The organism is Paenibacillus sp. JL3B1040, from assembly GCF_057063165.1.
In genome coordinates, this window is the sequence record NZ_CM169317.1 from 4,529,444 (window position 1) to 4,553,870 (window position 24,427).

Annotated in this window: 24 protein-coding genes; 7 read left to right on the forward strand and 17 right to left on the reverse strand. The window is 57.4% G+C overall.

Annotated elements, in window-relative coordinates; genetic code table 11:
* Window positions 1-360: 360 nt before the first annotated feature.
* Both ACZF99_RS20640 and pdxR read right to left on the reverse strand, forming a co-directional pair.
* Complete coding sequence (locus ACZF99_RS20640) at window positions 361-1,146, reverse strand: helix-turn-helix domain-containing protein (protein WP_483606832.1); 786 nt, start codon at window positions 1,144-1,146, stop codon at window positions 361-363.
* 57 nt (window positions 1,147-1,203) lie between these two features.
* Window positions 1,204-2,736: a MocR-like pyridoxine biosynthesis transcription factor PdxR gene (gene pdxR, locus ACZF99_RS20645; protein WP_483606833.1), complete on the reverse strand. Its 1,533-nt coding sequence runs from the start codon at window positions 2,734-2,736 to the stop codon at window positions 1,204-1,206.
* A gap of 133 nt (window positions 2,737-2,869) precedes the next feature.
* Here pdxR and ACZF99_RS20650 point away from each other — a divergent pair, with 133 nt between their 5' ends.
* The 3 genes from ACZF99_RS20650 to ACZF99_RS20660 all read left to right on the forward strand — a co-directional run bounded on the left by ACZF99_RS20650 (window position 2,870) and on the right by ACZF99_RS20660 (window position 5,134).
* Window positions 2,870-3,490 carry a pyridoxamine 5'-phosphate oxidase family protein gene (locus tag ACZF99_RS20650; protein ID WP_483606834.1) on the forward strand — a complete coding sequence of 207 codons (621 nt, stop codon included), beginning with the start codon at window positions 2,870-2,872 and terminating at the stop codon, window positions 3,488-3,490.
* Between the two features lie 113 nt (window positions 3,491-3,603).
* Window positions 3,604-4,902, forward strand: a complete 1,299-nt coding sequence (locus tag ACZF99_RS20655; RefSeq protein ID WP_483606835.1) for an aminotransferase class I/II-fold pyridoxal phosphate-dependent enzyme — start codon at window positions 3,604-3,606, stop codon at window positions 4,900-4,902.
* A 109-nt stretch (window positions 4,903-5,011) separates the two neighbouring features.
* Complete coding sequence (locus tag ACZF99_RS20660) at window positions 5,012-5,134, forward strand: YjcZ family sporulation protein (protein ID WP_483606836.1); 123 nt, start codon at window positions 5,012-5,014, stop codon at window positions 5,132-5,134.
* Between the two features lie 61 nt (window positions 5,135-5,195).
* On the opposite strand, the gene ACZF99_RS20665 is transcribed toward ACZF99_RS20660, so the two are convergent.
* The 5 genes from ACZF99_RS20665 to ACZF99_RS20685 all read right to left on the reverse strand — a co-directional run bounded on the left by ACZF99_RS20665 (window position 5,196) and on the right by ACZF99_RS20685 (window position 10,705).
* Window positions 5,196-6,410 (reverse strand): ABC transporter permease, encoded by a 1,215-nt coding sequence (locus ACZF99_RS20665; RefSeq protein WP_483606837.1) that lies wholly within the window; start codon window positions 6,408-6,410, stop codon window positions 5,196-5,198.
* A gap of 2 nt (window positions 6,411-6,412) precedes the next feature.
* Window positions 6,413-7,165: an ABC transporter ATP-binding protein gene (locus ACZF99_RS20670; protein ID WP_483606838.1), complete on the reverse strand. Its 753-nt coding sequence runs from the start codon at window positions 7,163-7,165 to the stop codon at window positions 6,413-6,415.
* A gap of 23 nt (window positions 7,166-7,188) precedes the next feature.
* Entirely contained in the window at window positions 7,189-8,619 is a 1,431-nt protein-coding gene (locus ACZF99_RS20675; protein ID WP_483606839.1) for a DEAD/DEAH box helicase, read from the reverse strand.
* 407 nt (window positions 8,620-9,026) lie between these two features.
* A complete protein-coding gene (locus tag ACZF99_RS20680) occupies window positions 9,027-9,803 on the reverse strand; it encodes an SDR family NAD(P)-dependent oxidoreductase (RefSeq protein WP_483606841.1) in 777 nt (258 codons plus the stop codon).
* A 443-nt stretch (window positions 9,804-10,246) separates the two neighbouring features.
* Window positions 10,247-10,705 carry a chemotaxis protein CheX gene (locus ACZF99_RS20685; protein WP_483606842.1) on the reverse strand — a complete coding sequence of 153 codons (459 nt, stop codon included), beginning with the start codon at window positions 10,703-10,705 and terminating at the stop codon, window positions 10,247-10,249.
* Window positions 10,706-10,975: 270 nt separating this feature from the next.
* Here ACZF99_RS20685 and ACZF99_RS20690 point away from each other — a divergent pair, with 270 nt between their 5' ends.
* Both ACZF99_RS20690 and ACZF99_RS20695 read left to right on the forward strand, forming a co-directional pair.
* A complete protein-coding gene (locus ACZF99_RS20690) occupies window positions 10,976-11,878 on the forward strand; it encodes a LysR family transcriptional regulator (protein WP_483606843.1) in 903 nt (300 codons plus the stop codon).
* Window positions 11,879-11,930: 52 nt separating this feature from the next.
* Window positions 11,931-12,740 carry a histidinol-phosphatase gene (locus ACZF99_RS20695; RefSeq protein ID WP_483606844.1) on the forward strand — a complete coding sequence of 270 codons (810 nt, stop codon included), beginning with the start codon at window positions 11,931-11,933 and terminating at the stop codon, window positions 12,738-12,740.
* 162 nt (window positions 12,741-12,902) lie between these two features.
* Here the strand turns inward: ACZF99_RS20695 and ACZF99_RS20700 are convergent, their stop codons facing one another.
* Both ACZF99_RS20700 and ACZF99_RS20705 read right to left on the reverse strand, forming a co-directional pair.
* A complete protein-coding gene (locus ACZF99_RS20700) occupies window positions 12,903-13,475 on the reverse strand; it encodes a GNAT family N-acetyltransferase (RefSeq protein WP_483606845.1) in 573 nt (190 codons plus the stop codon).
* A complete protein-coding gene (locus ACZF99_RS20705) occupies window positions 13,472-14,215 on the reverse strand; it encodes a DUF1361 domain-containing protein (protein WP_483606846.1) in 744 nt (247 codons plus the stop codon). The genes ACZF99_RS20700 and ACZF99_RS20705 overlap by 4 nt, the downstream gene beginning before the upstream one ends.
* 176 nt (window positions 14,216-14,391) lie before the next feature.
* Here ACZF99_RS20705 and ACZF99_RS20710 point away from each other — a divergent pair, with 176 nt between their 5' ends.
* Window positions 14,392-14,721: an MGMT family protein gene (locus tag ACZF99_RS20710; RefSeq protein ID WP_483606847.1), complete on the forward strand. Its 330-nt coding sequence runs from the start codon at window positions 14,392-14,394 to the stop codon at window positions 14,719-14,721.
* On the opposite strand, the gene nagZ is transcribed toward ACZF99_RS20710, so the two are convergent.
* The 7 genes from nagZ to selD form a co-directional block, all read right to left on the reverse strand.
* The gene (nagZ, locus tag ACZF99_RS20715) at window positions 14,709-16,013 is read right to left on the reverse strand and encodes a beta-N-acetylhexosaminidase (RefSeq protein WP_483606848.1); all 1,305 of its coding nucleotides are present in this window, start codon (window positions 16,011-16,013) and stop codon (window positions 14,709-14,711) included. The genes ACZF99_RS20710 and nagZ overlap by 13 nt on opposite strands.
* A gap of 74 nt (window positions 16,014-16,087) precedes the next feature.
* A complete protein-coding gene (locus ACZF99_RS20720; protein WP_483606849.1) occupies window positions 16,088-16,663 on the reverse strand; it encodes an LOG family protein in 576 nt (191 codons plus the stop codon).
* Window positions 16,664-16,692: 29 nt separating this feature from the next.
* Window positions 16,693-17,244 carry a hypothetical protein gene (locus ACZF99_RS20725; RefSeq protein ID WP_483606850.1) on the reverse strand — a complete coding sequence of 184 codons (552 nt, stop codon included), beginning with the start codon at window positions 17,242-17,244 and terminating at the stop codon, window positions 16,693-16,695.
* A gap of 68 nt (window positions 17,245-17,312) precedes the next feature.
* On the reverse strand, window positions 17,313-17,771 hold the full coding sequence (locus ACZF99_RS20730; RefSeq protein WP_483606851.1) for a DinB family protein: 459 nt from the start codon (window positions 17,769-17,771) through the stop codon (window positions 17,313-17,315).
* A 168-nt stretch (window positions 17,772-17,939) separates the two neighbouring features.
* Complete coding sequence (locus ACZF99_RS20735; protein ID WP_483606852.1) at window positions 17,940-20,369, reverse strand: S-layer homology domain-containing protein; 2,430 nt, start codon at window positions 20,367-20,369, stop codon at window positions 17,940-17,942.
* A 127-nt stretch (window positions 20,370-20,496) separates the two neighbouring features.
* The gene (gene mnmH, locus ACZF99_RS20740) at window positions 20,497-21,540 is read right to left on the reverse strand and encodes a tRNA 2-selenouridine(34) synthase MnmH (RefSeq protein WP_483606853.1); all 1,044 of its coding nucleotides are present in this window, start codon (window positions 21,538-21,540) and stop codon (window positions 20,497-20,499) included.
* A gap of 15 nt (window positions 21,541-21,555) precedes the next feature.
* Window positions 21,556-22,608 carry a selenide, water dikinase SelD gene (gene selD / locus ACZF99_RS20745; protein ID WP_483606854.1) on the reverse strand — a complete coding sequence of 351 codons (1,053 nt, stop codon included), beginning with the start codon at window positions 22,606-22,608 and terminating at the stop codon, window positions 21,556-21,558.
* Window positions 22,609-22,813: 205 nt separating this feature from the next.
* Between selD and ACZF99_RS20750 the strand changes: the two genes are divergently transcribed.
* A complete protein-coding gene (locus tag ACZF99_RS20750) occupies window positions 22,814-23,896 on the forward strand; it encodes a permease (RefSeq protein WP_483606855.1) in 1,083 nt (360 codons plus the stop codon).
* 69 nt (window positions 23,897-23,965) lie between these two features.
* Here ACZF99_RS20750 and ACZF99_RS20755 read toward each other — a convergent pair whose 3' ends face one another.
* On the reverse strand, window positions 23,966-24,409 hold the full coding sequence (locus ACZF99_RS20755) for a hypothetical protein (RefSeq protein ID WP_483606857.1): 444 nt from the start codon (window positions 24,407-24,409) through the stop codon (window positions 23,966-23,968).
* Window positions 24,410-24,427: the final 18 nt, after the last annotated feature.

Sequence of the window (24,427 nt, forward strand, 5' to 3'; positions counted from 1 at the left end):
AAGGATCCTTCGGAAGCTTCGCCGCCGGGCGGCCGGAAATGCGGACGTCATGCGGACGGCGGCAAAACCGAGAGCAGCAGCAACGGCCAGCCTAGTCGAAACTCTAACGCTTGTCAGCGACGCTATTTGCTAACAAAACGGGGGGCTTGCATGATGCAAACGCTCGGATTCACGCCTGAGAAGAAAGTTCGTCCAAGAGCAAGCGTAATAGGATCTGCAGATGTGGCAGGGGTAGCTGGGAGTAGTTAGGGGTAGTTGGGGTAGTTGGGGTAGTTGGGAGAAAAAAACGCCGGAGCATCATACTCGGCGATCGACGGTTAGGGTCGTTATATCGTTAGTCAAAAGCAGGGGACAGCCTGATTAGCGGATTTCCGACGGGCTTTTCCCCGTGTATTGTTTGAATTGGCGGCTGAAGAAGAAGATGTCCCGGTAGCCCAGCGCATCGGCGACTTCGGTCACATTCATGCCGGCATGAAGCAGCAGATGCTGAGCCCGGTCGATTCTTGATTTGATAATGTAGGACTGCACCGACATCCCGATAATTTCCTTGAATTTGATCGAAAAATACCGGGGGGACAGGCCTGCCCGGGCGGCCAAATCCTGCACCTTGTGGGGAAGTCCCGGGTGCTGCAGCACGTAATTGGCCACCTCATGAATCACTTCATGCAGCTGGTTGCTGACCTTCTTCTCCATCGGCACCTCCCGTTCTTCCCGCAGCAAATGAATGAGCAACTGCTTGAGAATCAACTGCGCCTCCTCCTCGGCGGCGTACGCCTTCATTAAGAACAAACGGACGTAACGAGACAACATGTACTCGAAATCCAGCGTATCCTCCAGCACGCGGTACGAGCCCGGCACTTCCATGACCGGCTCGTGGACGTCGAAATGGATATAAGTGAGCACCAGCGGACGCTGCGGATTGTGCGTTGCGCTGGTGTGATCCCCTTTACGGAACAGAAAGCAGCTGCCTTTGCTGACCGGAATGGGCTGGTCGTTCAGGACAACCGTACCTTCTCCGCTCCACACATAGAACAGGTCGTAGTTCTGCAGCGGCTTCTCCCGCTTGTGCCATTTCCATCCGGGTTCGCATACGATTTTGGCGAATGCCGGCTTCAATTCGAATGAAGACGGTGAAACGTGAAGCATGTCCTTCCCTCCCGACAAAAAATCCTAACGGCGCATATTGCTGCCTTTATTATACCCTTAAAACCTGCGGGTTTGAATATCTCCCCAGGCCGCTTTCATGCGATTTACCCCCTCAACCAGCGTCTTTTCGTCTAAATGGGAAAAAACAAAGCAAGCCGCCGGCGTTCCCGGCGCGATCCGGTAGATGGCCGCATCGCGAAAACGGACGCCGTGGGCTGCGGCTGACGCTCGAAACGCCCGGTATTCTTCCGGCGTGCGGCGCCATTCGGCGTACAGCAGCAGACCGGCGTCGGCCGGGCGAAGGTGAAACAATTCGCCCAGCTCCCGTTCCAGGCTGCGGCGGAACGTCTCCTGCTTGGCGCCGTAGTGGCGGCGCATCCGGCGCAGATGGCGCTCGTAGCCGCCCGTGCGCATGAACCGGGCGAGCGCCCGTTGCTCGAGCCGCGCCGGCGGCACCGGCTCGTAGAGCGCCTTCGCGCTCGCCACGGGCCGGACCAGGGCGCGCGGCAGCACGGCATAGCCGACCCGCAGGGCGGCGAACATCGTCTTGGAGAAGGAGCCGACGTACACGACGCGCTCCTCCCGGTCCAGCGCCTTGAGCGGCTCCAGCGGGCGGCCGCCCCAGCGGAACTCGCTGTCATAGTCGTCCTCGACGATGACCGCGTTCCGCCGCGCGGCCCACGCCAGCAGCTCGCGCCGCCGGGCGCGGGAGAGCACGGCGCCGGTCGGGAACTGCCGGGACGGCGTGACGAACAGGAGCCGCGCTTCCCAATCGCGCGGCACGATGCCGTCCCCGTCCAACGCAGCCGGGACGGCCACGCCCCCGCAGGCGGCCACCGCCCGCGGGATCCCGTAATAACACGGGTTCTCCAGCACTGCGGGTTCGCCTTCCCCCAGCAGCAGTTGGGTCAGCAGCGTGATCGCCTGCATCGAGCCGTTGAACAGGCAGATATGCTCCGCTTCTGCGGCAATGCCGCGGCTGCGCCGCAAATGCGCGGCGATCGCCGCGCGCAGCTCCGGCTCGCCGGCCGGGTCCGCCCGGTCCGCGCCTTCGCCCGAGGATGCGCCGAGCTTGCCGCGCGCCGCCCAGGCCATGGCGCTGTTCCACTCCGCCGCCGGGAACAGCGCCTCCCACGGCCCGCCGTCCCGGTACGAAATCGGGACGGCAGCCGATTCCGCCGCCGCAGCGGCGGTGGAAGCCCCGCCCGGCCCGGCCGCCGCCGCGAGCGTCGCTTCGGCGGCGTCTCCGCCGATGGCCATCGCCGCCGTCACGCGCTGCCCCCAGCGGGACAGCGCGATCGGCGCCTTCGGGCCGTCGTCCGCCTGCGGCGGCTGCAAGCCGCCCGCGACGAACGTGCCGCTGCCGACCGCGGTCCGCACGTAACCGTCGGCTTGCAGCATATCGTACGCCTGCGAGACGCTCCCGCGGGACAGGCCGTATAATTCGGCCAGCTCCCGGGTCGCCGGCAGGCGCGTTCCCTCCGGCAGCGTGCCGTCAAGAATGGCTTCGCGCAGCGCATGGTACACGGCTAAATATTTGTATCGATATTTCTCGCTGAACGACGCCAGCGGGATCGTAAAGTCCGGCAACCCATGTCCCCCTTCTTCCGCCCTAAGTCGGCTTAACGTCAAAATGGACTATTAAAATTAATGTAAATTGGTTCTTTTTTATTGTCAATTTTCGGCGTAAGCTGGGAGTCATTCTACGAAGGAGGAATGAGCGATGCGCAGAAAAGAATTCGATATGACGGAGGAAAACGAAATCCGCGAGTTTTTGCGGGAGATGAGCTTCGGGTTTCTCGGCACCGTGGGCGAAGACGGCTGGAGCCGAGTCACGCCGCTGAACTTCGTATACGACGGCAAGCATTTTTATTTTCACGGCAGCCTGGCCGGCGAGAAAATGAAGCATCTCGCCCGCGATCCCCGGGTAAGCTTCACGGTGGCCAAGGAGTATGCGATCATCCCGTCGTATTTTACCGATCCCAAGCTGGCCTGCCCGGCTTCGGCTTATTTCAAAAGCGTCATGGTGCGCGGGCGAGTCGAAAAGGTGGACGATCCGGAAGAAAAAGCTCGTGCGTTCACTTTGTTCATGGAGAAGCTTCAACCCGAGGGCGGCTACGCGCCGATCACGCCGGAGGATCCCGACTATGCCGGACAGCTGAAGGCGGTGGCGCTCTGCCGGATCGTCCCGGAAGCGATCCGCGCCAAATTCAAATTCGGGCAAAACCTGAAGGAGCCAATGTTGTCCGCGGTCACCTCCGGCCTGGAACGGCGGGACGGCGAGCTTGATGCGGAGACGATCGCTTCCATGAAGAAATATTGTCCGGCTCACCGTGAAAAATAGGCTGGGTACCTCGCGATTACACCGTGACGCGCCCGGATCGAAATGATATAATGTTAGGCAGTTTAAGACGGTACTGTCCTAAAATATCAAACCGATTTGGAAGGATGAATGTGATGAACCCACTCGCGGAGCAGTTAAACGAGAGCGTCAAATCCGGGAATAGGCACGTGTACGACATGCTGTCGACGCTGGGCAAAGAAATCTATTTTCCGAAGGAAGGCATTTTGAGCCAATCCGCCGAAGCTTCGGCCCACGCCAAAAAATATAATGCCACGATCGGCATCGCCACCGAAAACGGCGGCCCGATGCATCTCGCGGCGATTCAGGATACGCTGTCCGCCTATAAACCGCAGGATTTGTACCCTTATGCCCCGCCGGCCGGCAAGCCCGAGCTGCGTGCGGTTTGGCGCGACAAAATGATTCAGGAGAACCCGTCGCTCGCCGGCAAGAGCTTCGGCAATCCGGTCGTAACGAACGCGCTCACCCACGGCCTCAGTATCGTCGCCGACCTGTTCGTCGATGAAGGCGATGCCGTGATCTATCCCGATAAAAATTGGGAGAACTACGAGCTCACCTTCGGGATTCGCCGTCACGCCAACATCGTGAACTTCCCTCTGTTCACCGACGATATGAAGTTCAACAGCGCCGGTCTGCGCGAAGCGCTGCTGGCGCAGAAGGGGAAAGGCAAAGCGGTCGTGATCTTGAACTTCCCGAATAATCCGACCGGATATACGCCCGGCGCCAAAGAAGGCGGGGAGATCGTCGCCGCGATCCAGGAAGCCGCCGAAGCGGGAATCAACGTGGTTGTCGTAACGGACGACGCTTATTACGGATTGTTCTTCGAGGATTCGCTGAAGGAATCGTTGTTTGGGAAGCTGGCGGGACTGCATCCGCGCATTTTGCCGATCAAAGTGGACGGGGCGACAAAGGAAGAATACGTTTGGGGGTTCCGCGTCGGGTTCATCACTTATGCTGCCGAGAACCAGGCCCTTCTGGCCGCATTGGAGCAGAAAACGCTGGGGATCATTCGCGCCACCATTTCCAGCGGCGCCCACCCTTCGCAGACGTTTGTGCTCCAAGCGCTGAAATCGCCGGAATTCGCGGCCCAAAAGGATGAAAAATTCCGGATCATGAAAGGCCGGGCCAATAAAGTCAAAGCCTTGCTCGACAGCGGCAAGTACGGAGACGTGTGGGAATACTACCCCTTTAATTCCGGGTATTTCATGTGCCTCAAGCTCAACACCGTGTCCGCGGAAGAGCTTCGCCAGCACTTGATCCATCGGTACGGCATCGGTACGATCGCACTCGGCGACACCGATTTGCGGATCGCTTTCTCCTGCATCGCGGAGGAGAACCTGGAAGAATTGTTTGACCTGATTTACGAAGGCGTCCGGGACCTCCAGGGCAAATAGGCGGCCGCACCGCCGGAGAACCGGCACGATGGCCCAAGCACGCTTACGCCCCCTCTCATACAATACGGTGTACGATTACACTACTGCTTAACCGGAAAGGGGTATGAACATGAGCGGTGTTGAAGAAGTAAGAGGCGGCTACGGCGGCTACGGCAGCCTGTTCACAAGCACGGGCGTGATCCTGGTTCTCTTTATTCTGCTGGTTATCGTTAGCCGTTCCATCCTGTACTAAGATAAGACCCTCCATCCGAAAAGGACCGTTTCCCCTAAAGTGGGAAACGGTCCTTTTTGAATCACTCGTCTTCGTCCTCTTGCCATTTGCGCGACATGGCGGAACGCATGCCGAATGCCAGCAAGAGGCCCGCGGCCAGCGAGCCGAACGTCAGGAAGGCGTCCCCGCCCGGGATGACGGCCATCGGCAGCCAGAGCAGCACTGTCAGCGCCAGCAGCAGGCTGGAGGTAAGGCGCAGCACCGCAGCCTTCCTGGCTCCGGACGGCAACGGGTAATAGGAGGCCGCCGGTGAATCGCGATGTACCTGACGCAGGGAAGTCAACTGCGTGCCCGTCAGGAACACAAACAGCAAATAGACAGTCGGACCCAGCCAAGATTCGTCGTTCCAACCGGTCAGCACCATGCCGAGCAGCGTCAGCCGCAGCACGATGCCCAGCAGCTCGCTGCGGACGAACGTCTTGACCAGCAGGTATCGGTAAGCGTCGGCCGGATTCCAGGGAATCCGGTTGCCAATGCCGGACAGCCAGCGGCGGCGGACCACTTTCTGGCCTTCCGCCGGCACGTCAACAAACCAACCGAGCACCAGCATCACCCGTGCCGCGGCCGACCGTTCGGTCGCGATGAGGTTGTCCCAAGGGATCCGGTGCTTTATCGGAAACCGCAAAACCAGGGCGTAATTGAGGCCGACGAGCACCGTGAACAAAGCGCTTTTCCAGGCCGGCTGCCAGATCCAGGCCGCGGTCATCAACAGGAGGAAGCACCAGCGAAGCAAACGGAACCCGGCTCTGGACCGGGACGAAATCATCCGCAGCTCCTGCCAGGCTCCGTAGGCGCTTAACGCCTTGAGCAGCAGGAGGACGAGCAACATCAGCCAGAGGGGATGAACAACTCCGCCGCTTCGCTGATATAGCGGCCAAGCCAACAGTACCACGATATAGAGTCCGATCAGCTTATAAATCAGTCCGTTCCGAAAAGCCGGGGCCAAATACGCGTCCATTTTCGTCTCTTGCGGCAACAGGAAAATGACGTCCGCCGGTTGCACGTAGGTTCGAAACCCGGCGTACACAGTCAGAGGCCCCCACAGCAACAGCAAAATCCAACGAATCGGCAAGCCGGGCGGAATCTGTTGCAGAAACGCCGTATACCAGGCCGAAAACGCAATAAGGAGCAGGAGCATCAGCACGGCGACCCCACTCTGAAACACATAGGGCAAATACGGGAGCACTTTGCCCCAAAAGTCCGCTTTCCGCCGGCTTCGCAGCGTTCGAAGCTCCATCGCTACTCGCCGTCCTTCACTAAGGCGTAGAAGATCTGCTCCAACGAAGCTCCCGAGACTTGCGCCTGCTCCCCGATCTCAGCCAGCGTCCCTTGGGCCAGCACCTTCCCCCGATGCAGGACAATAAAGCGGTCGCAATAATTTTCGATCGTCGACAGAATATGCGAACTTAACAGAATCGACGCGCCGCCTTGCTTCATCTCCAGCATGAAATCCAGCAGCGACCGAATACCGAGCGGGTCCAAACCCAAAAAGGGCTCATCGATAATATACAGCGACGGCCGGGCAACGAATGCACACATAATCATCACCTTCTGCTTCATCCCCTTGGAGAGATGAGCGGACAGGCTGTCCGCCTTCTCCTCCATGTGAAACAGCTTCAGCAGACGGTCCGCCCGCTCCCGGTAAGCCCCCGGCTCGACGCCGTAAGCCCGGGCGGCAAACTCCAGATGCTCCCGAACGGTCAGTTCTTCATAGAGCAGCGGCGACTCGGGAACGAAAGCCAGCCGCGACTGATAAACCTCCGGCGCTTCGCCGCGCGTTCTACCGGAGACCAGAATCTCGCCTCGATGCGGCGACATCAGCCCAAGAATATGCTTCATGGTCGTGCTTTTGCCGGCCCCGTTCAGCCCGATCAGCCCGACCATTTCGCCCGGCTTCACCTCGAAGCTAATGTCGTGAAGCACAGGCCGTCCCAGGCTGTAGCCTCCGCTCAACTCCTCGACCTGCAGTACGGGCAGTTCACTTCCAATCAAACGAATCGCCTCCCACAATCCGCCTAACTCCGCGGCGGCTTATTTTTCAACCACTTCGGAGCGCCTTTATTTTTCCGATCCTGCAGGCGCTCCTTCTTTCGCTCGGCGGTCGGCGTCGCCTTTCGCGGCCCGCCGTTGCCGGAAGCCCCAGGGTTCCCCGACCGGCCGGAGATCTTCGCGGGCTTGCCCGTCTTTCCGCCATCCTCGGCCCCGGCAAGGCGGTCCGTCGAAGACGCCGAGCTTGCGCGGCGGGTTGACGCGACAGCCCCCGCCTTGCCGGCGCCGGACGGATGCGTCCGCTTGCCTGCGGCGGCCGTTCCGGCATCGACCAGCTTGCCGCCGTACAACGCCTTCGGTTCGATCTCGATGCCAAGCTCCCGGGAGAACTTGCGCATGATGAACTCTTCCTGCGGAGTTAGGATCGAAACGGCCAGCCCTTTTCGGCCCATGCGCCCGGTCCGGCCGACCCGGTGAACGTAATGCTCCGCATCGATCGGCGGATCGAGGTTGACGACCAGCTCCAAGTCCTCGATGTCCAACCCGCGCGCCGCCACGTCGCTCGCCACGAGCACGCGGATCTTGCCGTCGCGGAACCGCTTCAGCGTCAGGCTGCGCGCCGTTTTGTCGGCATCGCCGTAGAGGGCTCCGGCGCTGAGGCCGACAAAGTTCATCTTCCCCTCCACCTCGGCGATCTGATCGGTATGATTAATAAAGGCGATCGTCCGCGCCGGTTCGAAGTGGCGCACGATGCGGCGCAGCATGTCGATTTTGTCCCGCGCTTCGCATACGAAGTATAAATGCTCCACGGTTTTGGACGTCCGCTGCTCCGGTTCGATCCCGATTTCCAGCGGATCGTTCATCTCTTTCGCGGCCAGCGCCCGGATCGCCGGGTTGATTGTCGCCGATAGGAACATCAGTTGACGGTCCCGCAGCGTCCCGCGTAAGATTTGCTCCACGTCGGCCGTGCCTCCGAGCTGGAACATCTGATCCACCTCATCAACGACGACGGTGCGCAGCGTATGCAGCTTCAATTTGCGGAGCGCCAAAATTTCGCGAATCCGGCCCGGCGTACCCACGACGAGTTGGGGATGCATCTTCAGCTTTTCCAACTGCCGTTTGATTGCCGCGCCGCCGATCAGCGCCTGGGTTTGGATTCCCAGCGGCTCTCCGTATTTCTCCGCTTCCCGTTGGATCTGCATCGCCAGCTCCTGTGTCGGGGCCAAAATCAACCCCTGCAGCGCTTTATCCCCGGGGGAAATTCGCTGAAGCAAAGGCAGCAGATAAGCCAGCGTTTTCCCGGTGCCCGTCTGCGATTGGGCAAGGACATCCCGGCCTTCCAACGCTGCGGGAATGCACTCCGCCTGAACCGGCGACGGCTCCGAGATGCCGTAGTCCAGCAAAGCTGCCGTCAGCTGTTCTCCGATACCCAGCCCGGCAAATGTTGTTTTCGTCATGAAAAATTCATCCTTTATTTTCATATTGCGTGTTGTTCCATGCCAATATTTTCATTATATGCGATAAGTATCAGTCACAACAAATCAAGGCATCAATTTACCGAGATCCGGAAACGGGTGTTGCCCTGCCCTTCTCCGAATTGTTGTAGTTTGTACAACATTTTTAGTGCAAAACGGGCGATCCCCCTTAAAATGTTGTATTTTATGCGGCATTTCACGCTCCATTTTGCTCTGCTGCGATAAAATGTTGTACTTTTTACAGCAATTTGGCCTGAATGCGCCGGACCGCATCAAAATTGTTGTATCAATTACAACATTTTCTCCCTCTAACCGATCGACTCGCTTTCAAAGCCTCCTTTAACTCCCTATCGATCCGCAAACTAAAAAAGCCCACCTTCGCAGGCAGGCTATTTCTTATTCATCACCCGATAGGTTAATCGATCCGCCAAGCGAGGAAACATTTGGTACCACTTGGCCCCTACGCCGGCGATCCAGGGCAGATTGATCTCTGTCACGCCCTTCTCCGCCGCCTTCACCATCGCTTGGGCGACCCGTTCCGGTTTCAGCATCATCCATTGCACGTTTTTCACGTATCCTCCGCCGGGGTCGGCGATTTCAAAAAAGGGCGTATCGATCGGTCCCGGATTTATCGTCGACACCGTAATGCCGTATTCCCGGACCTCTTGGCGCAGAGCGCTGCCAAAGCCAACGACCGCATGCTTCGTAGCGGTGTAAGCCGTCGATTTGGCCGTGCCGATCTTGCCGGCCATCGAGGCAACATTGACGATGCGACCGGAACGAGCGGCTTTCATGGACGGCAGGACGGCCTTCGTACATCGGACCATGCCTATGTAATTCACGTTCATCATCTCGCTAAATTCGGAAACCGGCATTTGGTCCAAGTATTCGAATTTGCCGTACCCCGCATTGTTCAACAGAACATCCACCCGTCCAAACTCCGTCAGGACACGTTCGAATCCTTCCTTAACGGAAGCGTCGCTGCCGACGTCCATCTCAAGCGCCAGGCACGGTCCCGCCATCCCAGCCGCAACCTGCTTCAGCTTATCCGTATTCCGGGCAGCCAATACGACCACCGCGCCGCGCTCGGACAACATTCGCGCCGCCAGAGCGCCAATTCCGCTGGAGGCGCCGGTTGTTACGACGATTTTCCCCTCTAACGACATACTCCTAACTCCTTCCGCCCACTCATGTTGGTCCGCCTACGCTCCGCTAACCAGCAACGGAACTCAGAGACGCTATTTATCCACCTTCGGGCATCTCCCTCTGTTAACGGAACGGATAGACCTTATTTCGAGAAGAAAAGGGGTCATTTAGACGCGAATAGAGCCCAATAAGGGCTCTGGATTCCGTTAGGTCGGGAAATAGTCGGGAAATGGACAAATAAGGGCTATACGTTCCGTTAGCCGATGAAGCCAAGCTGCAGCCTCCCCGGACCGGACGTCTTCCCTAGCTTCATGCGACCTGAAGCGTGCTTGAATAAACGCGCACATCGGAAGCCCGAGCTTCGGCGCTCCAGGCCTGCCTTGTACCACTTTCAAGGTATCGGCAGTTGGCACTGCGATAACTACGATAACTGCGATAACTATGACTTTTTGCTGCCTCTATCTTAAGAGATCATCACTTGAATGTCCAACTCGCCGATTCCATCCATCAGCAGCGGAATGCAAAGCGCCTTGCGCGGTTCCATCCCGGCCGCATTTTCCGTCTTGATGACCTGCGGAGGCGTGATGTCCACGGCAAATCCTTGGTTGGACAATATCGCACTGGCGTTGCCGCTGATCATGTTGCCAAGCTCGGATATCGCGCTTTGTCCCATCTCATCCATTTCCGTCAACACGAAGCCGCCCATCATCGCAGAAACGATGCGAAGAGCCACGGTTTCCTGCAGTCCGAACACGACCATGCCGCTGAAGTGTCCGGTCATGCCGATCTGAATCCATATATGATCCTGCACAGGAATTACGTCTTTAACTCCCATACTCCCGGTGGAAGGAGAAACTTGAACAACCTGTTGTATGACCGAACGTGCGGATTCAAGAAAAGGATTTATGACTTCTGCTTTCAAAATTATGCGCCCCTTTTCACTAGGAGAATAACTTTACGATACAATAGACCCAGCTTTTAGTTAAACCATATTATACTTTATTCCTATACATAAGTCATTAAAAATCGAATCATGGAGATTGGACGCACTCTGTGTAGAAAGAGATTGTCGAAGTAAGCCAAACGGCGCAACATTGATTTAACGAAGGAACATCCCCTATAATTATTAAATCAAGAGGAACCGCCGAATCTGGCGGGCTCCCCAAGGAACGGGAAGAAAGGAGGGCTTCTGGTGAATATTAGTCAGTTGGAAACGCTGATCACCATATCCAAAACGAAAAGCTTCCGAAAGGCCGGAGAATTGCTCAACTTAACCCAGCCTGCCGTATCGGCCCAAATCAAGAGCCTGGAGGACGAATTCCGCACCGTATTGGTCGATCGCAACCAACCGGTCACCCTGACGGATCGAGGCCAGGTATTTCTCGAACAGGCGGAACGCATCCTGGATATCGTCGAGGAACTCAAGCAGAAGTTGTCCGATATGGAGCATACCCCCCAAGGCCATATCGTGTTAGGCACTACGACATCGATCGCCATTCAAATTTTGCCGCGGATCTTATCGTATTTCCAAGACCAGTTCCCGCTGATCAAGACGACCATCCAATCCATGCCTTCCAGCCAGATCTATCAAAACGTGGAGCAGGGGCTGGTCGACATCGGCATCGGTTATTTGATCGAAAACAACCCTCAAGTGCTCTCGTCGGTGTTATATTACGACACCTTCGAATTCGTCGTCTCGCCATTGCACCCCTTGGCGGGCATCCCTTCACCCACGCTCGAGTCGCTGCGCGACGTCCCTCTCATCATGTTATCGCCCGATACGGTCGGGCGCCGGTTTATCGACGAGGTCTTCCGGCAGCACGACATCGAGCCGCATATCGTCATGGAACTGTCCAGCAGCGAAGAAGTCAAACGAATGGTGGAAATCAATTTGGGCGCGGCGATCATTTCCCGGCAATCGATATTACGCGAGCTGAAACAGGGCACGCTAAAGGTCGTGCCGATTCCCGAACTCGAGGTCACGCATCCGGTCGGCGTCATTTACAAATCGAGCCGTTATATCAATTCGGCGATGCAGCAGTTTTTGGGCGATCTGAAAGGCATGCCGGAGACGCACTTCATCAGTTCCGAATAAGCCAGGACGGGATAGGTCCAAGTTCCCGCCACCAGAAAGGAGCAGTCACCCGATGAAATTCGACCTTCATACCCATCACTTCCGCTGTGGACATGCCGACGGCAACATTCGCGACTATATCGAAGCCGGCCTCGCTGCCGGATTGTCGGTCATCGGCATCAGCGACCATACCCCTTACTTCGGCCACGAGGAGGACCAGCCTTTTCCCCGGATCGCCATGAGCAAACAAGCCTTTGCCGGTTACGTCGAAGAAGTGCTGAAGCTCAAGCAGGAGTACGCCGGCCGGATCGATGTATTATTAGGAATCGAATCGGATTTTTTTCCGGAACACGCGGGCGCATACCGGAATACGCTAAACCAGTATCCGTTCGATTACGTGATCGGTTCGGTGCACAGCGTCGGAGAGGTAAGCATCTTCAACAAGAATCGTTGGAAAGGCCTGAGCCGCGAGGAGAAGGTAACCAGCAAGGAGGCCTATTACGAGTTAATCCGTCAATCGGCGCGCAGCGGAATGTTTCAGATTCTGGGACACATCGATGCGATGAAAGGCAACTACCCGGCATTTACCGATATTCCGGCCGCACATGCGATCGACGAAACGCTAAAAACGATCGCCGAGCACGGCGTTGCTATCGAAATCAATACCTCCGGGAAAACGAAGCTGAGCGGCGGTTGGTACCCGGACGATTCCATTCTTGAGCGGGCGCTTTATTTCGGCGTTGCCGTCACCTTCGGCTCCGATGCCCACACGCCGTCGCGCGTTGGAGATGAATGGGAAGACGTCGCCCGGCGCCTCAAAGAAATCGGATTTCACGAATGGGCGTATTTCAAAAACAAGCAAAAAATCACCGTTCCGCTGTAGTCCCGGTTGGATTCGCCAGGCAAAAAAAAGAGAACCCGTCATCTCACGCTCCGGGTTCCAAGGGAAAATATATATTCAAAAGGGGGTCATGTATTAAGTGTACCCCCTTTCTATTAGGGTTTGATCACAGCTATATTTCATTTGTGTAACAAAAGCTATCACTTACGTTTCAAGGAACTTCCCCTCGGCGACATACCTTTTGAGCTTCATTCCCTCTCCCGCTCGCCCGGCTTCGGAAATGCTTCCGGCCTCCCGCAGGCCGCATTTTCTTAGGACGCGCTCCGACGCCGGATTATCCGGGTGCAAGCGGGCCTCGACACATCCGAGTTCGAGTGTGCCGAAAGCGAACTCCAGCACTTGTTCCGCCGCTTCGGTCGCATAGCCCATGTTCCGGTAAGCCGGGGAGATCAGGTAACCGAGCCGCGCTTTTCGCCCCAAGGCATCCCAATGCTGCAGCGAACATAGTCCGATCCAGTCGCCTTCCCCTTTTCGAACCACAGCAAAATGAAGATCGCGCAAAAACCGGTACGATTCTTCGAAATAACGGTAAAGTCGCCCGGGAAACAGCAGCTTCCCCGGATGGATCGCCATGAACTCGCGCACCGCCGGATCGCACATGCAGCGGAACATCGGGTCCGCGTCTCCCGGCAGAAGCCGCCGCAGCGTCAACCGCTCGCTCTCCAGGACCGGGAAGCGCCGCCGCAGCCGCTCCTTGATCTCCGTCAGGTCCGTCATGGTTGCTCTCCCCGGACCCGCTCCGAAGCGCGTTGGACTTTCGCAAACCCGTAGAGCACCAAATAGCAGAATAACGTGATCAGAAAAATCCATTTGCAAAACGCCAGCGCATGCTCCACGTTCGCGGCATCGGCAAAATAAGCGGCCGTTTCCCGGAGCACATCCCCCGGATGCTTCAGCAAATCCCAGCTGTTCCAGCGGATAAAGCGGCCAAGATAAACGCCGAAGCTGCTGAGCAGCAGCACGGTCACGGCAAACGCCCAACCGGCCAAGCGACCTCCTGCTCTCCGCACCAACTGATGCACCGACGCCAGGGATACCGTTGCCAGCGCCAATCCCAGCAATCCGGCAAACAACAAGGTGAAGAGGTGATCCCAGAACGAAATATCCTCCCAAAACCGAGTGCCCGCCGCAATCGGATAGCGGTTAAACGGATGCAATAGATCGGTAATCAAATAAGCGGCGTTCGGATAAAAAAACAGCCACAGCAACCCGACCGGCACGCTTAAAGCCAGCCTGGCCGTCCGCGATGCCAGCAAGCCGATCAGGTCGAGCAAGACCGCCAGTCCCAGCGGAATCCAGGCTAAAAATGCGTTCCAGATCAGAAACAGATAAGGCGGACGCCCGCCTTCCGGCAGCCGCGTGCTAATGACATATTTCATCCCGATGACCGTACCGATAAACAAAATGCCGTATAAAATCCATTTGCTCGGATAACCAAGTTCCTTCCATCGCTGCAATACACAGTACCTCCCGTCAAGCTCTTTGCCAATATACGATTCGGGCCGGCGGATAGTTACGCCCGGTTCGCGCCTCGCAGCCAGTCCGATGCCGCCATGCACGGCTGGAACTTATCCCGAAGGCATGGTATAAAACAAATAGATCCTTAGTTAGTTCAACAAAAGGAGTATGACCCATGCAGCCATTTACCGCACGAACGATCGATATCATCGCCGCCATCCCGCCCGGCAAAGTGATGACCTACGGCCAGATCGCCGCCGCCGCAGGCAGTCCCCGCGCCGCCAGGCAGGTCGTTCGCATCCTGCATAGCATGAGCGGCAAATACGGCTTGCCCTGGCACCGGGTGATCAACGGGAAGGGGGAAATCGCCCTGCAGGAAGAAGCGGCCGTACAGGAGCAGACGTGGAACCTGGAAGCGGAAGGCGTGGAAGTGTTGCCGGGCGGAAGAATTAACTTGGCCCGGTACCAGTACCGCCCGGAAGACGAAGTGGATTATAACCCGTAAGGCTTGAGCGTGTCGCGGATCTCGCGGTTGATGTCGTCCGTCTCGGGACCCGGGGCAGGCTCGTCGCTCAAAGCATACTTTTGCTTCAGCTTCAGCACATCGTATACGCGTTCGTCCAACATTTCCGGCGTTATCTTGCCCGAAGCCACGGCAGCGCGGAGCGCCTGGAGCACCTGCTTCTCCTTATCGTAATCATGGCCGACCAGCACGATGTTCCCGCCGGCCCGGACGAACAACACGGCTGCATCGCCGATATCGTAATGCTGGGTGATGGCGCCCATCGTCATATCGTCGGAAATGATCGTCCCCTCGAATCCAAGCTCCTGCCGCAGCAAATCATCAATAACCGCTTTGGAGAAGGAGGCCGGATGATCGGGATCCAACTGCGGCATGAGCAAATGAGCGATCATCACGACGTCGGCTCCCTCTTGGATCGCCTGCTTGAAAGGGACGAGCTCCAGCTTCCGCAGCCGGGGCAGATCATGCTCGACGACCGGCAAACCGAGATGCGAATCCACCGAGGTATCGCCGTGCCCCGGAAAGTGCTTAACGACCGGGATCACGCCCTGTTCCCGAATCCCCTTCATGACGGCGATGCCCATGCGGCCGACGATCTCCGGCTTCGTGCCGAACGCCCGGTCTCCGATCACCGGATTATCCGGGTTGCTGTTGACGTCAAGCACCGGGGCGAAGTCGAGGTTCAAGCCGAATCCGGCCAGCTCCCGACCGATGATGCCGCCGATTTGCCCCGCCAGCTCTTCGCTGCCGGTATCGCCGATCTTGCGGGCGGCCGGCAGCTTGGCGAGTTCTCCCGGCATCCGGCTGACCCGGCCGCCTTCCTCGTCGACGCTCAGAAACAACGGCACCTGCTGATCCCGATTGGCGTCCTTTAATCCATTGAATAGTTCGAGCGCCTGCTTGGCATTCTGGATGTTGTCCTTATAGAAAATAAAGCCCCCGACATGATCCTCTTCGATCAGCGAGCGAGTCACGTCGTCCGGCTTCGTGCCCTCCATGCCCACCAGAACCAGTTGGCCGATTTTTTCATCCGTGCTTAGCCGAGCCAGCAGTTCGGCCGCAGGATCGGCCGGTACTGCCGGCGTATCCGGCGTTTCTGGAGCGGAGGGGGACGCCTGCCCCGGAGGGGGTTCCGTCCCGCCGGAGCCGGAATCGCCGCTCCCTGCGCCGGCGGAAGGCGGAGGGTTGCCGGTTCCCGCCTGGCGGGAGACGCATCCCCCGATCAAGAGGGCCGCCACCAGCAGCAGACAGGCGACCGTCCATATGCTATTCATCCGATGCCGTGTATTGATCCCGCCCATGCGTCCGCCTCCATTTTCTTTAGGAATATGCCTTTTTTCCGTAGAGCTCATCCCTGCTTCCATTTCTTCTCCGCGATGGACGGCACGAAGCTCTCCATCCGGGACAGCAGCTCATCCGGGTCCTCGGCCAGATTGAGCAGGGATTCGTGCCCGGGAGGAACAAATCCCGACCGGACGCACGAATTCACCAGCTCCAACAGCGGCTCGTAATAGCCCTGTACGTTGAGGACGCCCACCGGCTTCTGATGGATGCCGATTTGCAGCCAGCACAGCACCTCGAACAGTTCCTCCAACGTGCCGAATCCGCCGGGAAGGGCGATAAAACCGTCCGCCATTTCGTTCATTTTCGCTTTGCGGGCATGCATGCCCTCGACCTCGATAAACTGCGTCAACCCCGGATGGGCCATTTCGCCGTGAATCAAACCGGAGGGCATGATACCGACGGCTTCGCCGCCGGCCGCCAGGATCGCATCCGCTACCGTGCCCATGAGCCCATGCCTCGATCCCCCGTAAATTAAGCGATACCCCCGTTGTGCCATGACTTCCCCCAACTGCTCCGCCTTCACACGGTATTGCTCGTCTTCGCCGAAGCGGGAGCCGGCAAATACGCAAATCGATCTCATCTTCTTCCCTCCTGCAAGATGAATATAGACTATACGAAATCAGGCGAATCCAATCGCCCGCCGGCAAAGTCCCAGCGATGGCTGTATTTCACCAGCCGCGGATGCAGAGGTTCCGGCTCGGCCGCAAGCAGGAGCCGGATTTTGACGATCCACTCCTCAAAGGAGGAGAAAGAGGCAAACTGATTCGCCAGCTCCGGCGTGAGATACATGAAATGCGGCGCCGGGTAGATTCCCGTCAAATGGCGAAGGGCCGTGTCGATCGGCGTGTATTTTTTTCGCTTGCCTTCCCAGCCTTCCACGACGATCGCCGGCGCCGCCCCCTTCCGCTCCCGCCTCCACTCATGCAGCCGGTCCTCCCTTCGATAGAAGGGACTTACCGGATCTTTGGCCATCCGCCTCACCGTTTCTTCATGTAACGGATACAGGACCAGCTTTGCAAACTTGCGGTTCTCCGCCTCCTCGGCGGCCTCCCGCAGACCTTCGTCGGAAATATGCTCAAAGGAATCGTAAAAGATCAGCGTGCCTTTCCGGCTCGGGGCCGGAGGCTCGTAACCAAAGGGCACCTGAATGTTTTGTCTCAAGCGGTTTCCTCCTCGGTGCGGTTATTTGGGATATATGGATAGGATGCCCTTTGTTTCAAAAAAGCCAGCTACCGGATCCCCCGGTTGATAAAATTAGGCGAAACCGGCGCCAGGCCCAGTTCCCGCGACCAAACCGAGAGCTGCCCGATATGATGAATTTCATGGGCGATGACATGGCGAAGGATTTCGCCTTGCGTAAACTCCCTTCCCCATGGATCGGTAATGGGCAATCCGTCCATGTCGTTGGTCCATGTCTGGAGAAACGCCTCTACTTCCGTATGAAACGAAGCCGACAGCTTTTTCACCAATTCCAGAGACATGTATTGCTTGAAATCCTCCTGGAAATCCGGTTTCCCTTGGATGGTGCGGATCCAGCTCCACTCCACGTCGACGATGTGGAACAGCGTCTGCAGGATGCTTCCCACGCCGCCTACCCGCTTGCGAAGCAGCTCCTCTTCGGATACATTTTCACACCATGCAAACCATTCTTCCCGGACCTGCCAATTATATTGAAACATCTTTAACATCGACCTGACTCCTCTCCCTGGTAAAGGCGCCGCGAATCATCACAATCCTCGGCGGTAACCTGATTTTACCATAAGTGCCGGGACCAATTCAGCCCGCGAAATGTAAGATGGTTGAAAAAAAGAGAAGCCGCAAGGGCTTCCCTTCTCCTTCCCATTTCACCTGCCGGCTTATTCCAAGCCGATCGGCTGGTCCGTCTGGCCTTGAAGTTTCACCAATCTCATCAGTACGGAAGCCGCTTCGGCTTTGGTAACTTGTTGCTGCGGACTAAATTTGCCGTTTTGTCCTTGCAGCAAACCAAGTCGTACCGCGATGGCAACCTCGCCGGGCCGGGTAATCTGATTCGCGTCGCTGAATTGGCCGGCCAACGCGTCTTTTCCGTAGAAACTCGCCAACCGGTCATATTTGACGATGGAAGCGAGCAGGACGGCCAACTGCTCCCGGGTCAGCTTGCGATCCAACTGCAGCGGGTCGATGTTGTCGATCCAGCCGAGCTCGGCGGCGTAACTGACCGCCTGCGAATACTTGCTGTCCGCAGGCACACCGGTCGACGTTGCGGGGGAGGAAGCCAACACGTATCCGGTATAGTTCGGATTCGCCGCCTTTACGGCATAGGTCAGCCAATCGCCCGCCGTAATCGATGCGTCCGGATTCAAATTCCCCTGATCGTCCGGTTCGAGGATGCCGTACTGAACCAAAGTCTTCAAATCCGCCTCCGCCCAGTGTCCCTTCAGATCTTTAGGTTCCGCGTTGTTCCCCGGGCGTTCCGTACGGAGATCTTCATAGGTGGTGACCCATTTTCCCGTCACGGCATCCAACACCTGATAAGGCTTCGACGGATCCTTGGACCGCGGGGAATAAACCAGGTAAACCTTCGGCTCCACGTAGGAGTTATCGATCATATACCCGCCAAATTGGGCATATTGCAGCTCCAGTTCATAATTGTCCAAGTAGGATTTGAGCGCTTGCTCGGCACTCACCGTTACGGCCTTGCCATCGGGCAGCTTCGCCGGGATCTGGCCGCGATTCACGGAATAGTAGAACAATCGTCCATAGGCGTCGATCGTGATGGACACCCCTCCGCCGAGAACCGGAATGTCGTTCACGTAACGCTCCAGCTCGAAGCGGTATTGTTCTCCGTTGGACAGGCGGCTCCACGCTTCGCCTCGTTCGAGCAGCTTTAACTCCCGGCTGGCTTGCGGATACAGCTGGTTCACCCACTCCAGTGCGCGCTGCTTCGCTTGATCGTAGCTTAATTTGGACGCTCCCGCGGGCGCCGCCAACGGTTCGCGCGGCTCGCCGTAATTGTAGGATTCAATTTCGAAGCCCACGATTTGTCCGGTCAGGGCATCAACCGTTGCGTACGTTTGCGCCGGGAAATGGAAGGGGCCCGACAGGTTTTGCCGCTCTTCCTCCCATCTTAATCGCCAAGTATTCCGTTCCGGATTCTGATAATCCTTGTCGAGATTCGGATAACTGAGCTTGCGTCCTTCCGGAATAAATACGGTCTGTTCCACCAGCTTGGCGGCTTCATCGGAAGTCAGTTCCGCGTTGGACGTTCGCGGCTGGAACGGCTTGGTCCCCGCCGGCACGTCGCTGCGCGTAATCTTGGCAGCCGCGCTCTCTTTGCCTTCGCTATCGATCTTATGGCCGGTCAGCGCGTTGATCGGCAGGGCAGCTTCGTCGGCGGGTCCCCAGGCCAGCACCCAATCCGAGATGACGCCTTTTTTGTACACCGGAACATACCCTAAGTCAACCTGAAATTCCTCCCGGAATTTCTTCTGCGCATCGACTTGCGAAACCGTCGGTACGGAGGAAGGATAATCCAGCTTCTCCCCCGGCCGGCTGAACTGCGTCACTTCTCCGTCGCCGGTAACCGTGATATTGATGGATTCGAATCCCGAGGGCAAGCCGTTCTTCAGAATGCTGAAGTTAAAGCTGTATTGGACGGGGCCAAGCAATGCCTGCGAATCCGGAAAATAAATCGAATCGCTTTCTTCCACTTCATCCGCCGCGATCGATGGCACCGCCTTGGCGATAAACGCCTTTGCTCTCTCCAAGGCCTGTTCTCTCGTGAATTTCGGCGGATAATACGACTTGGCGACCTGCCGCGGAAAGCTGATATAGGTATTAATCAGGTCCCCGGTAATCGCGTCGACCTGGCTGTTAAATCCATAGCTTCCGTTGCCGACCTCAACCTCCCAATGAATCGTCCAGACGTTTTGATTGCTTGGTGCGGGATACACGTTGTTCACGCCGTATTCCACCCGGGATACCTTAGCTGCCTCCAATGCCGGAAACAACTCCCGAACCTTGGCGATGGCCTGCTCTTTTGTGATTTTCGCATTGGCCGGGTCGGCTGCCGCCTCCCCCGATTGGGACGGACCGGTTCCCAAATTGCCGGACTCCGCGACAACCGTGGTTGACCACGCCGAAGACGATCCGCTGACCGTTCCGCCGTGTTCTCCGCCGTCCGCAAATACCGCACCTTGCGGCAAAGCTACCGAAAGCGTAATCAAACCGATGAACGCCAGCTTGATCAATGGCTTTCTGCCCGCCGCCTTGCTTAATGGATTCGTCTGTTGCTTCAAACGTTTCACCTTCCCACTTTTCCCCATATTTTCTTCTCTATTGTAGAGAAGTTGTTCTGCATTTTCCATCTATAAATCCTTACTAAGCGAAAAAAAAACAGCCCGCCAATCCGCGAGCTGTCCGGTACGATTCTATTTAAACCGGCTTCGGCAACAGCCGCTCCGCCTCCCGGGCCGCCTCATCAACCGAGTCGGCGCGAATCACCGTAAATTCCGCGTCCTCGTATTGAGCCTCCGTATGAGCGTACCGGGGGTCATAGTAGTAAAGCAGCAGGAGCTCGACCGCGCGGTCGTAACGTCCCGAAAGCAGGCATTGTTCGATCTCGGCCGCAATCGGCGTGCGGATCTTCGATTTGATTTTCCGGAACGCCTGCAAGCAGGCCTCCGGATCGTTCCAAGGCTCGTAATCCGCCAGGATGATCTGCACGCGTACATCCGTCGGGAGGTCGATGCGGATATGATGGCCCCGCTCCTTTTTGGCCATGAGAAAATCCGGGACGACCACTTTGCCGATCCGTTTGCTTTCGGCTTCCATCAGCACATAAGGAGCTTCCCGGTAACGAAGCAAATCCTCCAGCAGCAAGGAATCGAACATCTTCTGGTTATGGGCCTGCAATCCGATTTGACCGAAAACCGATCCCCGGTGGCCGGCCAGCCCTTCCAGATCGATCACGGGATACCCTTTTTCCCGAAGCTTGCGAAGCAGCAGCGTTTTGCCGCTCCCCGTATTTCCGTGAATCACCGTCATCCCGGGGGCAAAGTCCATCTTCTCCAGCGTGCCGACGACCCACTGGCGATAGGCCCGGTAGCCGCCGGCAAGCCGGTAAGTATGGATGTCCATGAGGCTGAGCAGCGTGGCCGTCGTTCGGCTTCGCATGCCCCCGCGCCAACAGAACACCGCTTTCCGCCCGGGAATTTCCGCAAACCGCCGAACGAAGTCGGGCAGCTTGGCCGAAACGACCTCAAGCCCGCGCTGTTTGGCGGCATCCACGTTCACTTGTTTATATAAAGTTCCGATTTCCGCCCGCTCCCGATCATCGAACAGCGGAATATTCAAGCTGCCCGGAATCGTTGATTCGGCAAACTCGGAAGGCGACCGGACGTCGATCATCGTGATCGCTTTGCCGCTCTCCCGCTGGTCGGCCCATTCCTCCAGGCTCAAATCCTGAAACGTATCCAATCTTCAATCCCCTTCCTACTCTTCCACCACGATATTCCCCGCGTTTTCGGCGGTGACCTCACCGATCAGGCTTGCCTCGACGCCGGCTTTCCGCAGGTCGGCCAACAACCCTTCGCTTTGCTCGGGGCTCACCGAAATCAGCAGCCCCCCGGATGTCACGGCATCGCACAAAATATAACGGCCGATCTGATCCAGCGCGTCCGGGAACATGATGTCCGCTTCCACGTGGGCGTAATTGTTTTTGGTCCCGCCCGGGACAAAACCTTGCTCCGCCAGCTCGCGCACGCGCGGGAGCATCGGTACGTCGCGATGCCGGATCGTAATCCCGGCGCCGCTTCCCTTGGCCATCTCCAGGGCATGGCCCATCAAGCCGAAGCCGGTCACGTCCGTACAAGCGTGCACGTCGTACGGCTCCATCACTTCGGCGGCCGTCTTGTTCAGCGCGGCCATCACGGCGGTGACCCGCCGCGTCTCTTCGGCGCTGAGCTGATCTTTCTTGATCGACGTGGTCATAATGCCGACGCCGATCGGCTTCGTCAGGATCAGCTTGTCCCCCGGCTTGGCGCCGGCATTCGTTCTCACCTTGTCCGGGTGCACCAGCCCCGTCACGGCCAAACCGAATTTCGGCTCCTTGTCGTCGATGGAGTGGCCGCCCACCAGCGTCGCCCCGGCTTCCTGCACTTTGTCCGCCGCACCGCGCAGGATGTCGGCCAAGATGCTCTTATCCAAGGTGGAGATGGGAAAAGCCACGATGTTCAGCACCGTCAGCGGCTTGCCGCCCATCGCGTAAATATCGCTGAGCGCATTGGCTGCGGCGATTTGCCCGAACGAATACGGATCGTCGACGATCGGCGTGAAGAAATCGACCGTCTGCACCAACGCCAACTCGTCGTTTAACCGGTAAACCCCGGCATCGTCGCTTGTATCGAGTCCTACCAGCAAATTGGGATTCGGCACCGCCGGCGGGAGACTCCGGATCACCTGCATCAAGTCGGCGGGGCCGATTTTGCAACCGCAGCCCCCTTTGCTGGACAGAGAAGTTAATTTTACGGGTTCAGCTGTAGACATAAAATCCTCACAATCCTTCCCTACATCATTAATAGGAGTACCTATGCATCTTAATATCAAGCGTACTCCAGTTGCGGCCCAAAAGGCAACAGGCCCGAACGCCCCAAAACCCGAGACATCCCGGATCAGCCGGCTTGCCAACGTATGGTATACTATATTTCGTGCGTTGGATCAAATCAATCGTTAGCGGAGGGAATTAGGGCTTATGGTTTCATCATCGACAAACGGCAATTATCCGCGGCAGCAGCCGCATCATTTCAATAAACGCAAAGCCGCGCTGTTTACCATTCTGTTTCTCATCATAGCCATTGCCGGATTAAGTTATGTCAAGTGGTGGCCTTACTATGAAAAAGCGTTCAAAGCCGCCACCGAGCATTCGATCGGCTCGTCGATCCTCGGTACGGACGTTTCCGCCCCGGTCTCATGGAGCGGAGCCCTCGATTATGCGGCGGCCTACTTTAAATCCGTTTGGAAAGCCGCCGTATTGGGCATTTTGCTGGGTTCGCTCGTGCAAGTGCTGATTCCGGCGCAGTGGCTGTACAAAGTCCTCGGCAGCAACCGCTTCAAAAGCACCTTTCTCGGCGGCATCGTCTCCTTGCCGGGCATGATGTGCACGTGCTGCGCCGCGCCGATCGCCACGGGCTTGCGCAAACGCAACGTATCCGTCGGCGCCAGTCTGGCGTTCTGGATCGGCAATCCGGTGCTGAACCCGGCCACTTTGATTTTCATGACCTTCGTGTTGTCCTGGAAATTCACGGTGCTCCGCCTCATCTTCGGCATCCTGCTGACGTTCGGGGTCAGCTATTTCGCAAACCGTCTGGCCAAAGGCAAAGAAGTGCCTGCCCCGGCGGAATTGGAACAAGCGGAGGCGGGAGCCGGACTCAAGGACGAAAGACCTTTTGCCCTGCGCTGGCTGAACAGCCTTGGGATGATGATCCTGAACGTCGTACCGGCGTATCTGTTGTCCGTCCTGCTGCTCGGCGCTTTCCAAGGCGTCCTGTTCCCGGTTGAACTCGGCGGCGGAATTATGGCCATCCTGTTGTTCGCCCTCGTCGGCACGTTGTTCGTCATTCCGACGGCGGCGGAAATTCCGATTGTCCAATCGTTCACCGCGCTTGGGCTCGGCACCGGACCGGCTGCGGCCTTGCTGCTTACGCTTCCGGCGATCAGCCTGCCATCCATGATCATGGTATCGCGCTCCTTCCCGCGCAAGGTGCTGCTGTTCGTCTTCGCTTCCGTCGTGGTCCTCGGCAGCGCGGCCGGGTTAATAGGTACTTTGGTGCTATAGGAAAAAAAGACAAGCGAGGGATCCGTAAAACGGCTCCCTCGCTTTCAACATCACGGAAGCGGCGCCCGTTTACGCCAAGGCCTTCAGGCTGAGCGAAACTTCAACACCGTTCTCCGTCTCTTGTTCGGCGGCAATTACCCAATTCACGGCCAGCGCCTGCTTTAACCGTTCAAGCTGGGCTTGCGTCAGTTGCAAGCCTTCCATCTTTCCTTCCCCAACCGTGAAATCGGACTGCGAATTCAAGCCAAAAGCTTCCTCCAGCCAAATCTTCAACCCGTTTCGGGTGTTGAACGTCATCCGGTATCCGTCCTGAATTGCCTGCTGCAGGTTCTCTCCGTGCTCCTCCGCATAGGCAACGAAGTCGCCATATTCGTAATCTTCCCCTTCCGCGGCTTGAAAAGCGGAAACATCGCGGGAGTTCACGGCTTGCAGCAGCCGGCTATCGGTGATCCCCGCCTTTCTGGCATGCTCCAGCAAAATGGCGGTATGTTGAGAAATGTTGACTTTTTCCATCCTGAACGATCCCCTTAC

Excerpts from the sequence above, each read along its gene's own strand:
- ACZF99_RS20640 (WP_483606832.1), bottom strand. The coding sequence starts at position 1,146 with ATGCTTCACGTTTCACCGTCTTCATTCGAATTGAAGCCGGCATTCGCC.
- ACZF99_RS20650 (WP_483606834.1), top strand. The coding sequence starts at position 2,870 with ATGCGCAGAAAAGAATTCGATATGACGGAGGAAAACGAAATCCGCGAG.
- ACZF99_RS20655 (WP_483606835.1), top strand. The coding sequence starts at position 3,604 with ATGAACCCACTCGCGGAGCAGTTAAACGAGAGCGTCAAATCCGGGAAT.
- ACZF99_RS20660 (WP_483606836.1), top strand. The coding sequence starts at position 5,012 with ATGAGCGGTGTTGAAGAAGTAAGAGGCGGCTACGGCGGCTACGGCAGC.
- ACZF99_RS20665 (WP_483606837.1), bottom strand. The coding sequence starts at position 6,410 with ATGGAGCTTCGAACGCTGCGAAGCCGGCGGAAAGCGGACTTTTGGGGC.
- ACZF99_RS20675 (WP_483606839.1), bottom strand. The coding sequence starts at position 8,619 with ATGACGAAAACAACATTTGCCGGGCTGGGTATCGGAGAACAGCTGACG.
- ACZF99_RS20680 (WP_483606841.1), bottom strand. The coding sequence starts at position 9,803 with ATGTCGTTAGAGGGGAAAATCGTCGTAACAACCGGCGCCTCCAGCGGA.
- ACZF99_RS20695 (WP_483606844.1), top strand. The coding sequence starts at position 11,931 with ATGAAATTCGACCTTCATACCCATCACTTCCGCTGTGGACATGCCGAC.
- ACZF99_RS20700 (WP_483606845.1), bottom strand. The coding sequence starts at position 13,475 with ATGACGGACCTGACGGAGATCAAGGAGCGGCTGCGGCGGCGCTTCCCG.
- ACZF99_RS20710 (WP_483606847.1), top strand. The coding sequence starts at position 14,392 with ATGCAGCCATTTACCGCACGAACGATCGATATCATCGCCGCCATCCCG.
- nagZ (WP_483606848.1), bottom strand. The coding sequence starts at position 16,013 with ATGAATAGCATATGGACGGTCGCCTGTCTGCTGCTGGTGGCGGCCCTC.
- ACZF99_RS20720 (WP_483606849.1), bottom strand. The coding sequence starts at position 16,663 with ATGAGATCGATTTGCGTATTTGCCGGCTCCCGCTTCGGCGAAGACGAG.
- ACZF99_RS20730 (WP_483606851.1), bottom strand. The coding sequence starts at position 17,771 with ATGTTAAAGATGTTTCAATATAATTGGCAGGTCCGGGAAGAATGGTTT.
- selD (WP_483606854.1), bottom strand. The coding sequence starts at position 22,608 with ATGTCTACAGCTGAACCCGTAAAATTAACTTCTCTGTCCAGCAAAGGG.
- ACZF99_RS20750 (WP_483606855.1), top strand. The coding sequence starts at position 22,814 with ATGGTTTCATCATCGACAAACGGCAATTATCCGCGGCAGCAGCCGCAT.
- ACZF99_RS20755 (WP_483606857.1), bottom strand. The coding sequence starts at position 24,409 with ATGGAAAAAGTCAACATTTCTCAACATACCGCCATTTTGCTGGAGCAT.